The sequence below is a fragment of the Pseudoalteromonas sp. TAP-3C genome, from assembly GCF_059888565.1.
The window spans coordinates 597,637-610,120 of sequence record NZ_JCBFEM010000002.1; the positions used below are offsets into that span (position 1 = coordinate 597,637).

At 39.7% G+C, this 12,484-nt stretch carries 8 protein-coding genes and 2 pseudogenes; 3 read left to right on the forward strand and 7 right to left on the reverse strand.

Going from position 1 to position 12,484, the window contains the following annotated elements:
- Positions 1–8: 8 nt before the first annotated feature.
- Positions 9–683: pseudogene (locus AC6H44_RS18565) on the forward strand (IS1634 family transposase); the annotation flags it as partial.
- A gap of 20 nt (positions 684–703) precedes the next feature.
- Here the strand turns inward: AC6H44_RS18565 and AC6H44_RS18570 are convergent.
- Positions 704–922: pseudogene (locus AC6H44_RS18570) on the reverse strand (MGMT family protein); the annotation flags it as partial.
- Complete coding sequence (locus AC6H44_RS18575) at positions 912–1,814, reverse strand: LysR family transcriptional regulator (protein WP_500738730.1); 903 nt, start codon at positions 1,812–1,814, stop codon at positions 912–914. The pseudogene AC6H44_RS18570 and the gene AC6H44_RS18575, both read right to left, overlap by 11 nt.
- Before the next feature lie 121 nt (positions 1,815–1,935).
- Here AC6H44_RS18575 and AC6H44_RS18580 point away from each other — a divergent pair, with 121 nt between their 5' ends.
- Positions 1,936–3,018: an efflux RND transporter periplasmic adaptor subunit gene (locus tag AC6H44_RS18580; RefSeq protein ID WP_500738731.1), complete on the forward strand. Its 1,083-nt coding sequence runs from the start codon at positions 1,936–1,938 to the stop codon at positions 3,016–3,018.
- Positions 3,019–3,020: 2 nt separating this feature from the next.
- Positions 3,021–6,083 (forward strand): efflux RND transporter permease subunit, encoded by a 3,063-nt coding sequence (locus AC6H44_RS18585; RefSeq protein WP_500738733.1) that lies wholly within the window; start codon positions 3,021–3,023, stop codon positions 6,081–6,083.
- Positions 6,084–6,208: 125 nt separating this feature from the next.
- On the opposite strand, the gene rluF is transcribed toward AC6H44_RS18585, so the two are convergent.
- The 5 genes from rluF to glgC form a co-directional block, all read right to left on the reverse strand.
- Complete coding sequence (rluF, locus tag AC6H44_RS18590; protein WP_500738735.1) at positions 6,209–7,147, reverse strand: 23S rRNA pseudouridine(2604) synthase RluF; 939 nt, start codon at positions 7,145–7,147, stop codon at positions 6,209–6,211.
- A 34-nt stretch (positions 7,148–7,181) separates the two neighbouring features.
- Positions 7,182–8,291, reverse strand: a complete 1,110-nt coding sequence (locus AC6H44_RS18595) for a DUF418 domain-containing protein (protein ID WP_500738736.1) — start codon at positions 8,289–8,291, stop codon at positions 7,182–7,184.
- Between the two features lie 12 nt (positions 8,292–8,303).
- Positions 8,304–9,518 carry an EAL and HDOD domain-containing protein gene (locus AC6H44_RS18600; protein WP_500738737.1) on the reverse strand — a complete coding sequence of 405 codons (1,215 nt, stop codon included), beginning with the start codon at positions 9,516–9,518 and terminating at the stop codon, positions 8,304–8,306.
- An 89-nt stretch (positions 9,519–9,607) separates the two neighbouring features.
- Complete coding sequence (locus AC6H44_RS18605; protein WP_500738739.1) at positions 9,608–11,143, reverse strand: glycogen synthase; 1,536 nt, start codon at positions 11,141–11,143, stop codon at positions 9,608–9,610.
- A 39-nt stretch (positions 11,144–11,182) separates the two neighbouring features.
- On the reverse strand, positions 11,183–12,448 hold the full coding sequence (gene glgC, locus AC6H44_RS18610; protein WP_500738740.1) for a glucose-1-phosphate adenylyltransferase: 1,266 nt from the start codon (positions 12,446–12,448) through the stop codon (positions 11,183–11,185).
- Between the last annotated feature and the right edge of the window lie 36 nt (positions 12,449–12,484).

Here is a 12,484-nt window from a genome sequence, read left to right on the forward strand (position 1 = left end):
GGTGCGGAAGATCGGTTAAAAAACTGTGCCAACAACGCTTCGCTTGCGAAAAAGACGCACAAAGCGCCCTTATAAAATGGCGAGGTAAACAAGCGGTATGTGATGTGGATGCACATGTTGTTGAAGTAGCCATTTTTAAGGGAGCAGGACGCCCTAAACTCGGACAATTTCCTGAACGTATCGAATACCTGATTGCGGGTGCATTATGCACACCACTGGCATCCAGAGAAGCCGCTTTACAACAACTGGGGTTATTTATTATTGCCACCAATGATGTGAGCGACCACCTTGATATGGCCAGCTTGCTGAGCAGTTACAAAGCGCAGCAAAATGTGGAAAAAGGCTTTCGCTTTTTAAAAAGCCCGGACTTTTTAACCAGCGCCATTTACCTTAAAAAGCCTGAACGCATTGAAGCCTTACTCATGGTGATGACCTGCTGCTTAATGGTGTATGCAGGGCTGGAGCACCAAATCCGTAAAACCTTGGTGGAGAAAGACTGCTACTTCCCCACGATGAAATACAAGCCGGGCCAACGCCCCACGGCACGCTGGGTGTTCCAGTGCTTCGAGCATATCATCATCATGTACATACCAGATAAACCACCCATAGTGGCGAATATGCAACCGCGCAATCAAACCATTATTGATTGCTTGGGTGAAAAATATCAGCGGATTTATTCTTAAAATGGGTGCGGAAGATCGGATTTATCACTTCCTTCGGGAAACGATATTTTACCTTGGCTATTAACCACTCGATGCCAAGGGATCGCCGAATCTTTTGGCATCTCTTTTAATAAACGACCTACCAACCTAGCATTATTAGGATAACCCGCAAGTGCTGCTACTTGGCCATAACTGGCAACACTGCCTTTGGGTATATTGGCTATGATAGTGTAAATAACCGTTTCTTTATTAACATCCATTCTTGCTTAAATACTCCTGACTGAGTAATTTAAATTGCTGCCAAATTTTGCGCGCAACAGGGCCGTGATGTTTAGCATGTTGGCGAAATGCACGAATTTGCGCACTAAATTGATGCTCCCTGTCGGTGACTATTATTTGTTGCAGTGAGCCTGCCGCTATCTCTTTTTTACAATGACCTAAACTCATCATTGCCCACCCCGCCCCTGAAAGTAAAAAAGACTTTAAGGTAGAAATATCATCAATTTTCATCACAGCAGCGCCCTTTGAATAAGAAAGCCTGTCGCTGTCTATGCTCAAGCCACTTTCAAACATAGCTAAACAAGGGTAAAGTTGCAGCTCATCATAGCTAAGCTGAGCCGGTAGTACACCTTTAGCACCTACAATACCAATATCTAATTTACCTATGGGTAAACTTTCTAAGTCACCTGTTGCATGAAATAGGTCAAACCAGGGACCAATGCCTAGCTCGGCTTGCCCTGAATTAACTTGCTCCAAAGACACAAAGCGTTTACCACTGGTTAAACTAAACTCAGTACTAGAAAAGTGTTTAAATGTATTACTAATAATTTGGTTGTAACTTTGTACATGACAAATTTGCTCGTAACAAACTCTGTATTGTGCCTCGTTCCCTAATGCTAACTCTGTTGCTAATTGAGTAAGTTGTTCGTTAGCATTTAAAAGCTGTTTTGCTTCACGATGAAAAATACGGCCTTTTTCTGTCAGTTGTAACCGATATTTAGAACGGTCAAGTAGTTCAAAACCCACTTTTTCTTCTAAGCTTTTAATGGCAAGAGTGAGTGCTGGTTGGGTTTTGTGCAGTTTTATAGCTGCCACACTAAGACTAGCACTTTGTACAATAGCATCTAAAATCTGTAATTGATTAAGTTTCATCACTTCTCCAAAAAAAACATAAGTAAAACTTATTGAGTTTCTAAAATTTAATGAATTTTATTTTATATGTTTGCGGAGTATGCTGCATTCAATTATTTAGTATTTTTATCATGGAGATAACATGCCACTGTTTCGCTTATGTTTACTGTCTGCGACATTACTGAGTTTAATTGGTTGTTCAGAGCCTGAGCTAACTATTAAAGAGGATCCTATTCGCCCCGTTAAATTATTTAGTATTGGCCATGATTCACAAATAAACATGCGTAGTTTTCCTGCGGAAGTGGTTGCAAACCAAGGCTCATACCTTGCTTTTAGAGTGAATGGCGAGTTAATTGAGTTTCCTGTTTTAGCAGGCCAAGAGGTTAAAAAGGGACAACTTTTAGCTAAATTAGATCCCGATGATTTTCAATTACAATACAATGAACGTAAAGCACGTTATGAACTCGCTAAATCGCAATTAAAACGCATTAAACAGCTATTTGATAAGAATATAACCAGCCAATCAGAACTTGACCAAGCCGTGGCTAATGAACAAGTGGCTGAGTCTGCTTTTGAAATAGCGCAAACTAACTTAGCGTACAGTGAACTGCGTGCTCCTTTTGCGGGCATTGTGGCTAAGGTATTTGTAAAAAACTTTGAGAGTATTCAGGCTAAACAAAATGTACTTCGCTTAGAAACGCGCGACTTTATGGACGTAAAAATACAAGTACCTGAAAAAATCGTTGCTCGCATTCAAAAAGATACTCAATACCAACCCATGGTTGAATTTGACGGTTACCACGACAAACAATACAAACTGACACTTAAAGAATGGGATACGCAAGCAGATCCCGCGACTCTTACTTATAAAGTCGTATTTTCATTACCAATACCTGAAGATTTTAACCTGTTAGCAGGTATGTCGGGGCAAGTAATGATAGATTTAAGTAAAGTGACACGTTCACAAACCCCCTACACTATTTTACCTATCGAGTCTGTGTTTTCAGATCCTAACCAAAGCCCAGAGCAAAATGCCTATGTTTGGGTTTTTAATCAAACGACACAAACCATACATAAGCAAGCAGTGGTTGTGGGTCAACTTCATGACGATACTATTGAAGTACTTAGTGGCGTCAATGAGGGGCAAATGATTGTATCCGCCGGTGTGCACTCTTTAAAAGAGGGAATGTCTGTTCGTCCTTGGAATAAAGAGCGAGGCTTATAATCATGGGCTTTGCACAATTATCCATTGAGAAAAAAGTAATCAGCTGGATGTTTACACTGTTGTTGTTAATTGGTGGCAGTGTCTCTTATTTCGATTTAGGCCAGCTTGAAGACCCTGAATTTACTTTAAAAAAAGCCATGGTGATCACTCTCTATCCTGGTGCATCTCCACAGCAAGTTGAAGAAGAAGTAACATTCCCAATTGAAAATGCCATTCAACAACTACCCTATGTTGATTATGTCACCTCTGTTTCATCTAATGGTAAATCGCAAATTACCGTAGAAATGAAAAGCACTTATCGTAAGCAAGAGCTCAGACAAATATGGGATGAAATGCGGCGTAAAATTAATGATCTTAGCCCCTCCCTGCCAAGCGGTGTTTACCCAAGTAATATCATTGATGACTTTGCCGATGTGTATGGCGTAATGTTTGCTGTTACTGGCAATGGCTACTCATACGATGAATTAAAAGACTACGTAGATTATCTAAAGCGTGAACTCGTGCTCGTTAAAGGTGTGAGCAAAGTAACAATTGCGGGGCAGCAACAGCCTCAAGTGATGGTGGAGATATCAACCCGAAAACTTGCACAACTCGGGATTGCTCCAAGCCATATTTACAGCTTATTACAATCACAAAATACAGTGTCTAATGCGGGGCGAATTCGAGTGGGTGATGAGTCTATTCGCTTGCACCCTACCGGTGAGTTTAAAGACGTTAATGAGCTCGAAACATTACTCATTTCTAAACCTGGCGAAAACGAACTCATTTATTTAGGCGATGTTGCTACGGTTTATCGTGAATATGCTGAGATCCCCTCAAATATAATTCATCATAACCAGCAACAAGCGCTGCTTATTGGTGTTTCGTTTATGTCTGGGGTAAATGTAGTTGATGTGGGTAAACACATAGATGAGCACTTGGCATCCCTTGAATACCAGCGCCCACATGGCATAGACATTAACCCTGTGTATAACCAGCCTAAAGAAGTTGAGCAGTCTGTAGAAGGTTTTATCATTAGTTTAGTCGAAGCGATTGCAATAGTGATTGTGGTATTACTTATTTTTATGGGTATTAAAAGTGGCATATTAATTGGCGGTATTTTATTGCTGACCGTATTAGGCACCTTTATATTTATGAAACTCTTTGCTATAGACCTACAACGCGTATCGCTCGGAGCGCTCATTATTGCACTAGGAATGTTAGTTGATAATGCGATTGTTGTTACCGAGGGCATCCTAATAAACTTAAAGCGCGGACAAACAAAGTTAAAAGCAGCGACAAATATTGTTGATCAAACTAAGTGGCCATTGCTGGGCGCAACCGTTATTGCCATAACCGCCTTTGCACCTATAGGTTTAAGCTCAGATGCCAGTGGTGAATTTGCCGGTAGCTTATTTTGGGTGTTGTTTATCTCATTACTGCTGAGCTGGATCACGGCTATTACCCTTACGCCATTTTTTGCTGATTTAATGCTTAAAGAAACTGAATTAAAACACGAACAAGAGCATCAAGACCCTTACCAAGGTGTTATCTTTAACACTTATAAAACTATTTTAAACACCGCAATGCGATTTAGAAAAACAACTCTGCTTTTAATGGTGGTGCTTTTATGCAGCGCAGTAGTGGGTTTTGGCACAATTAAACAATCTTTTTTCCCTGCCTCTAACACCCCCATGTTTTATGTTGATTACTGGCAAGATCAGGGCGCTGATATTCGTTCTACTTTGGAGGGGATTGAACAGCTCGAAAAATATTTATTACAAGATGAACGAGTAACTCAAATCACTAGTACAGTTGGCCAAGGCGCACCACGCTTTATGCTAACCTATGCCCCAGAAAAATCTTACCCTGCGTATGGGCAATTAATTATTAGGGTCACTGATCGTGAGGCAGTAGCAAAAGTAATGCAAAATGTCCGTGATTACGCAAAACAACACCCACTTTCCGCGAAATTAAAAGTAAAACCTATAGAATTTGGCCCATCAACAGATGCTAAAATAGAAGCACGGTTTTCAGGCCCTGATCCTGTTATTTTAAGGCAGCTTTCATCACAGGCTAAAGAAATTATCGCCAGTGATGAGGGTGCTTTTAATATTCGAGATGATTGGCGTGCGCGCACAAAAATGATTCGCCCGCAATTTAACGAGCAAAAAGCACGCCGTTTGGGGATCACCAAGTTTGATCTTGACCAAGTACTGCTCACTAGTTTGTCTGGTAAGCAAGTGGGCGTTTATCGTGATGGCACACAATTATTACCTATTATTGCACGCTCACCGGCCAGCGAGCGCTTACATGTAGACAGTGTTCACGATTTACAAATTTATAGCCCGGTTTTAAAGGTATTTGTGCCAGTAACCCAAGTAGTTGATAAATTTATTGTTGAATGGGAAGACAGTTTAATTATGCGTCGCGATCGTAAACGCACAATAACCGTTATGGCCGATCATGATGTACTCGGTGATGAAACACCTGCTAAATTGTTCGCACGCATTCGCGCTGATGTTGAGGCTATTGAATTACCAAAAGGGTATGAGTTACAGTGGGGCGGCGAATATGAATCATCAAGCAAAGCCAAAAAAGCCATTTTTGGCTCTTTACCACTGGGTTATTTAGCAATGTTTGCGGTAACCGTATTGCTTTTTAACTCAGTGAAAAAACCTTTGGTTATTTGGGCCACCGTACCACTGGCAATTATTGGTGTCAGCGCCGGCTTATTGGTGATGAATGCGCCATTTAGCTTTATGGCCTTGTTAGGGTTATTAAGCTTAAGTGGCATGTTAATTAAAAACGGCATTGTACTGGTCGATCAAATCAACTTAGAACTCAGCGAAGGCAAATCGCCATATCAAGCCGTATTTGATTCAGGCGTAAGCCGTGTACGCCCTGTATCCATGGCAGCTATCACTACAATATTAGGGATGATCCCGTTACTGTTTGATGTGTTTTTTCAATCGATGGCGGTGACAATTATGTTTGGTTTAGGTTTTGCCACCATACTAACACTTATTGTAGTACCGGTTTTATATACTATGGTATTTAGAATTGATTACCCTAAACAGTCATAACGGCTGTTAAAATTAAAAAACGCAGCTTAGGCTGCGTTTGCTATTTTAAGCCGCGATTAAACGGCCCCTAATTTGAGTAAATTTCTATCTGCAAAGGTCAAAGACCCAAAACAAAACAGGGTCATTTACTTTTTTAAGCTTAACGTGCCATTGCCTTTGTTGTTTGCAATAGTATTTGATTTGCCAACATAGGTGGTTGAACGTTTCTGATAAGGGGTGTGTCGACTATTATTTTTAATTTGCTTATGTTGCTCGTTATTATTTGAACGACGTGGACCATGGTCTTTAAAATCAGCGTTAGTTTTACTCGCCTTAGGATACTCGTGACTATCAAACAATGAATGCTCTTCGGTTTTACCTGAATCGCTTATGGAATCGTTGATCACGGCCATTTCAGCATCGCTTAAATGACGCCATTGCCCTACCTTCAAACCTTTGAGGGTTACGTTCATGATGCGCACACGTTTTAATGTGACTACTTCGTAACCTAAATATTCACACATACGACGAATTTGACGGTTTAACCCTTGTGTCAAAATAATATTAAATTGTTGTGCGCCAGTTTGTGTCACTTTACATTTTTTAGTCACTGTATCTAAAATAGGAATACCGTTGGCCATTTTATTTACAAATTGACGATTCAACGGTTTATCTACGCTAACCACATATTCTTTTTCGTGATTATTGCCGGCACGTAAGATTTTATTAACAATGTCACCTTCATTGGTCAAAAAAATCAACCCTTCTGAAGGCCTATCTAAACGCCCGATAGGAAAGATACGATCAGGATAATTAACCGCTTTTACAATATTACTTTGTATTTTACGCTCTGTGGTGCAGGTAATGCCTACGGGCTTGTTGTAAGCAATGTACACGCGCTTAGGTGGGGCTTTTAATGGTTTATTGTCCACTAATACCACATCAGATTGCGCGACTTTAACGCCCATTTCTGGTAATTCGCCATTAACGGTAACACGACCTTGCTCAATATATTTATCGGCTTCGCGGCGTGAGCAAAATCCCGTCTCACTAATAAATTTATTTAAACGCTTTAAGTCTGTCATCTGGCAAATCTTCTTAAATATAAAGGCGCATAGTTTAAACTACTCGAGCTATTTTTTCGCGGTTAATTTGCGCTAATTTACGCCACAGGTATTCAAGTGGACCTTGCTTAAAATAACGACAATATACAGCCGTAAATATAAGTTGCACAACCACTAAGCCAAAGACTACAAGCCAATAATCGAGGCGATTAAAATTGAGCGCCCACTGAGGGAAAAGCACTTTAAATAATAATAACTGCATAATGGTTTGGCTTATGTATAAAGTAAAAGCTAAACGCCCTACTTGCTGAATAAGTGTGCCTACCTGAGCGCTGTTGTTGCATAATTTAACAATTACATGAATATAAAGTAGCGCAACACATAAGGCAGCAAGTTCATTAACGGGCTCTTGTAATGCGAACCCAATACCTTGATTATATGGCTCTAATATTAACCGTAAACCAGTGAGTATTACACTTAAAATACTAACCTTAATAAGTTGCCCTCTACTGAGGCCTGTACTAAATATGCCGTGTTTGTAAGCAACAATACCAATAAGCATAAACCCAGCACTTATCCACAGTAATAAAATGGGCACTGTTAGCAACATAAAAACGCTCATTGTTATATTTTGGCTAAAATGAGCACCAATACTTTGATAATAACTATTATATATTTCAAGAAATTCGGGGGAATTTCTGTGTAGTGGCTCTTCATTAAGCCCTAACATCACCATTGCTGTGGCAATTAAAGAAATAAAAATAAAAAAGGCAGCATGCTTTTTAAGCTCAATATGTGTGCTATCTAAATAGCGTAATATAAATAATGCCGACACCCCATATAAAAATAAAATGTCGCCCGCCCAAAACAACAACGCATGCACTAAGCCAAACACAATAAGCCAATATAATCGTTTTTTTAAGGGGTTAATAGCGCGGTGAAACTGGTATTGAATATAAAGACCGGCACCAAATAATAACGTAAATAAAGTACGAAAACGGCCCTCAAAAAATATAAGACTGAGGGAGTGTAATAATTTGTCACTTGCTGGAGGTGTTGTAAGTGGTGTGTAATTGAGTTCAAAAATTGCAAATGAATAGCAATTAACATACACGAGGCCAAGCACAGCAATGCCTCTGATAAAATCCATATTATAATTGCGCAAGGCCTTAGTCCCTTAAATATTATCTTTGTAGCTATCGGCCCATCGTACCGCTTGTTTATATAATTTTGGTAAAAAAGCACTGTCTAAATTTATTAATAAAACTGCTTTTTCAAGTGCCCACCAACTTCCCGTTTCGTAGGCTTTTACCGTTTCAAGAATATAATATAAGTCATTTTTTTCACCCATTAACGCCGCTTTAATTTCATCTGGAAAAGGTAACTTACCAACAAGTAATTCCATCGGTTGATCTAAAATGGCATCAAGCAGTGAAAATAGCCCAGTTAAAAATGCTTCACTTTGAACCTGTTTAGCTACTTTAGTGGCAATTAACTCACAAAAACGTGCACGAATAACACACATCTGCATAAGCTCTACAGGCTTATCACGGGCAGTGTGAGCGGTTACTATTAAGCTAACAAACTTTTTTAAACGCGCTTGCCCTAGGTAAACTAACGCTTGTTTTAATGACGATATTTGGCTTTGCAGTGGAAACACACCACTATTTAACAAGCGTAATAATTTATAAGCCAATGCGGCATCAAGCTCAAATAACCCAGTGATCACTTTAACATCAGGATCTGGTTTCATTACCTCAGTGTATATTGCTATAACAAGTCCATAATTATAGTGTATATCTCTTTGTTCTATCATTGTTGGGCGCGCAAAGTAGTAACCTTGAAAATAATCAAACCCCATTTTTCGAGCTAATTTATATTCTTCATCTGTTTCTATTTTTTCAGCCAGTAACTTTATGTTTTTATACTTTTTAAGCTTATTAACCACCAGCGGAATGTCAGCCAATGGCGTTAAACGAATATCAAATTTTATCAAATTAACCAGTTTTAAAAAGCGTTCCCACTGCGGTTTGTAAATAAAATCATCAAGCGCCAATTTATAATTTTTATGAAACAGCTTACGGCATAATTCATAAGTATCGTCAGTGGGCTCAATAGTTTCAAGTAATTCAATGACCACATCTTTGCAGGGTAAAAAATCGCATAAATCGAGTTTTAGCGACTCTGGACCAATATTTATCAGTGCTTTTTTACCCGACGTAATATGACGAGTGCCTAAGTTCAGCTGATTTTGCATAATCAGTCTTGCGGTTGCCTTACCATCAGACACACCAGGAAAACAATTTTCGGGACTATCGCGAAACAGTAATTCGTATGCTACTACATGTTGATTACGATTTAGTATTGCTTGTCTTGCTACAAATACAGACACATTACCTACTTTTAATTTTTTCTACCAGACTAAGTAATTAAAGCGTAAATAGAAACGGATGTCACTGAACTTTATAATTTTTTTGTAACCTACTTGTACAATTGTGCCATGTATTGCAGTACACTATGTGACCAGCTAAATCGTGTTTTTTTGGCACATGCGCGTATTTTCTGCCATTGGTCTGGTTTCTTTTGCATAATCGTTAATGTTTCTTTTAAGCTATTTAGTAAGGCATCACTTTGCTCTGTTAAAGTTTGGCCATTAAAACAAAACCCGTTAACATTGTGCTCCACAGTATCTTTTAAACCCCCGACACTGTGTACTAAACAAGGTTGGCCTGCGCGCATCGCTAACATTTGGCTAATACCACAGGGTTCGAACGAACTAGGCATTAAAAACAAATCCCCCAATTGATACATAGAATCGCCAATATCTTGACCATAACCTTTTAAAAATAATAAGTTATTATTACGCGCCATGGCACTAGTAAACAACTGCTCAAGCTTTGTATCGCCAGAGCCTATAATAATTAAGCGACCATTAAACTGGTTTATAATCTGACAAACGCCATCGATGGTCAGTTTCTCATTGTGTCGCTGGCAAAGTAACAATACTTTTTGTTCTGTTAAGCGACCGACACTGGTGACTAACGGCCCTTTAGTGTTTTGCGCCATAAACTGTAAAACACGTTGATGGGCTATATAATGGCTGGTTTGTAATTGTTCACCTTTTGCCATCCAGCTAAATAATGTTGCCTCAATTTGCGCAAAAAGCTGACTATTGGTTATGTTGGTGTGTTTTTGTAGCGTGTAATCGCAACCATTAAGTATGCCAATCAACTTGCCCTGTTGACTCGCCTGCTGTAAATCTTTCTCAAGCCCTTCACCACCAAAAAAGCCATGTGCTTCATCACTTGCTATTTGCACTTCTTGGCTATAACTGGGTGAAACTACATGTACCTTATCGGCTAAATTAATGGCGCTGCGCATAGGATTAAAACAATGTGGATAACGAGGATCACATAATCGTTGTCCGTCGTAATTTAATGAAGGGAACCATGCCTCTAAGCTCGATTCATCCCCTTTAAACGGACGAATACCCTGCAAAGCAAGATTATGCACTGTGTACACTAAGCGTAATTTTTTGAGTTCACCATAACGAGGATCAAATTTAAGTAACACCGCCACACACGCGCTATGCCAATCGTGTAAGTGTAAAATAGTTGGTTGCTTTAATTTACCTTGTTTAAGTGCTTCACAAACCGCAGCATTAAACAGTGCAAATTTGGTGGCATCAGTGGCAAAGGGTCTATTACCACTGTCGTTGCAATAAATACTCTGTGATTGACTCAATAACGGATGACTTATTACTATTTGTTTAACACCCGTTTGCGCTTGCGGTATCTCAAATAAAGATAAAACATAAGGCGCTGAATTAAACGCAACCGTTATTTCACCAATAAAATGACGTTCACCTAGTTCAAATCCATAATCTGGAATAACCACATCCACAGTTACCCCCTGTACAGCGAGTGCTCTTGGTGCATCGCGAATAACATCTGCAACACCGCCTACTTTAGCATTTGCTAAGGCGTCATTTTCTGCAGCAACCATTAAAACATGCATTAATATACTCTTATTTTGTGTTTATTATTTTTAAACCAATTATTTTTCTTTTAATCTCATCAGCATATCTCGAGTAACCAGGACAATTCCTTTTTTAGATACTCTAAAACCATTCGCTTCATCTGTTTGACGATCAATGCCAATTTCTAATCCTGGCGGTATGACACAACTTCTGTCGATAATGGCCCGCTTAATTTTACAGCCTCGATTAACCACAGCGCCAGGTAAAATAACGGACTCTTCAATGGTACAAAATGAGCGAATATGCACATTAGAAAACAGTAATGACTTTCTAACTAAAGAGCCTGAAATAATACATCCTCCTGATACCGTTGAATCAACGGCCATGCCGCGGCGATCATCATCATCAAAAATAAATTTTGCCGGTGGTAGCTGCTCTTGATAAGTCCAAATAGGCCAAGTTGGATCGTATAAATCCAATTGAGGCTCAGGCATTACAAGTTCCATGTTTGCTTCCCAAAAGGAGTCTAATGTACCTACATCGCGCCAATAAGGCTGTCCTGGCTGCGCGGGATCTCTAAATGGGTAAGCAAACACATTATGCTCTTCGATAATTGCAGGGATAATATCATGGCCAAAATCACGACCTGAGCCTTCTGTTTGCGAGTCTCTTTGCAATTGTTCAAATAAAAACTCAGTATTAAACACGTAATTTCCCATTGAGGCTAGGCACGTGCCAGGCTTACCCGGAACAGAACTTGGCTCACGGGGTTTTTCATCAAATCGACGTACTCGGTTATCGTGATCAACGGTCATTACGCCAAAGGTTTCCGCCGCCTCTTCAACGGGCACTTCTAAACAACACACGGTCATGTCTGCGCCGTTTTCCACATGCTTTGCTAGCAAACCACCGTAATCCATCCGATAAACATGGTCACCTGATAAAATCATTACATATTTAGGTAGCTCATGGCGAATTATGTCCATATTTTGAAATACCGCATCGGCAGTGCCGCAATACCATTCATCACCATGACGTTGTGATGCAGGTAAAATTTCAACCGACTCGCCTAATTCCTTTTTAAAATGCCCCCAGGCTCGATTCACATGGCGAATGAGTGAATGGGATTTATATTGTGTTGCAATTCCTACACGCCTAACACCAGAGTTAATACAATTAGACAAGGGAAAGTCAATAATACGATGCTTACCGCCAAAATACACGGCGGGTTTTGCACGCCAGTCTGTCAGCTCATGTAAACGAGAACCGCGTCCGCCTGCTAATATTAATGCATAGGTCTCTCTGGTTAAATTACTTATATAACGATTTGCATAACTGGGCATATTACTCTCTCCGTTTAGTCTGTGCGATTATGTCAG

What these genes read in the sequence shown, in the direction of transcription:
- AC6H44_RS18605 (WP_500738739.1), bottom strand. Translation starts at nt 11,143, where the DNA reads ATGCATGTTTTAATGGTTGCTGCAGAAAATGACGCCTTAGCAAATGCT.
- AC6H44_RS18585 (WP_500738733.1), top strand. Translation starts at nt 3,021, where the DNA reads ATGGGCTTTGCACAATTATCCATTGAGAAAAAAGTAATCAGCTGGATG.
- AC6H44_RS18575 (WP_500738730.1), bottom strand. Translation starts at nt 1,814, where the DNA reads ATGAAACTTAATCAATTACAGATTTTAGATGCTATTGTACAAAGTGCT.
- glgC (WP_500738740.1), bottom strand. Translation starts at nt 12,448, where the DNA reads ATGCCCAGTTATGCAAATCGTTATATAAGTAATTTAACCAGAGAGACC.
- rluF (WP_500738735.1), bottom strand. Translation starts at nt 7,147, where the DNA reads ATGACAGACTTAAAGCGTTTAAATAAATTTATTAGTGAGACGGGATTT.
- AC6H44_RS18580 (WP_500738731.1), top strand. Translation starts at nt 1,936, where the DNA reads ATGCCACTGTTTCGCTTATGTTTACTGTCTGCGACATTACTGAGTTTA.